This window comes from Paenibacillus sp. P4_E11, assembly GCF_056401635.1.
Window position 1 is genome coordinate 1 of sequence record NZ_JBFUIX010000567.1, and the last position, 966, is coordinate 966.

Genomic DNA, 966 nt, shown 5'->3' on the forward strand with positions numbered 1-966 from the left:
AGTATGAGATTTTCAACGTTAACGGATCAAGACCCATGTTCGTTAAGGTTAATGTACCAATCATTAAGGCAGGGTGGTTGTTGAACAAAGTAGACATGAGCGAAAGCAGTCCGCCCATCATCAAGCTCGCATTGAGCAAATCTCCTGCTATAAGCGGTTTGAAGAAGGATACGAGCAATTGGGTTAATCCGAGATTGTTCAATCCGTATATAATGACATACATTCCGAAGGCGAAGATAAGGATGTGCCACGGTATTTTCTTGAACATATCCATGGGAGATGTGCCCAAGTAAACCCACCTCCAACACAGCAGAAGGATTGAACCCAAGACGGCTACAGCCTCAACTGGTAAATGAGTATAGGACGCGGCGAAGAGACTGAGCCTTACGGAGAAGACGAACAATAGTACATATTGCATAAACCTTGTTTTGTTTTTGAAAACCGGCACGGCATCTTGCTCAACCAGAAGGGGATGGCTTCTAGTTGCACCCGTAGACCGGATATGAACGTTCAGTGGTATGCGCTTAGGCAGATGACGGTAAAAGCATAGAAACAGCAGGGAAGCTAGAAACAGTAACCCGGCCGTTGCCGGTACGAACATCATGACGGTATGCATGTAGAGGTCCATCCCTATTATCTTCAGTGCGATCAGATTCACGATGTTACTGACGCCAATTGGTGCACTTGAGGCGGTTGCAATGAGCGCGCCAGATAGCAGATAAGGGATTTTCTCGTGATTTTTGAATCCGAAATGTTGGAGCATGATTAACAAGATAGGGGTAGTAATCAAGATGCTTCCATCGTTGTTGAAGAAAAGAGTCATCAGAAAGCAAGTCAGATTCACATACCAGAATAGACGAATCCCAGAGCCTTTGGCTCGATAAGCTAGTCCTTCTGCCGCCCAATAAAAAAAACCGAAACTTTCCAATACAATAGCCATGACTATAGTAGCCATAATCGTAATAG

At 44.6% G+C, this 966-nt stretch carries 1 protein-coding gene; it reads right to left on the minus strand.

Features of this window, described 5'->3' with window-relative positions:
• Positions 1-966, minus strand: a 966-nt coding sequence (locus AC1DWB_RS36080) for an ArsB/NhaD family transporter (RefSeq protein ID WP_477545858.1), incomplete at both ends; no start/stop codon positions are given.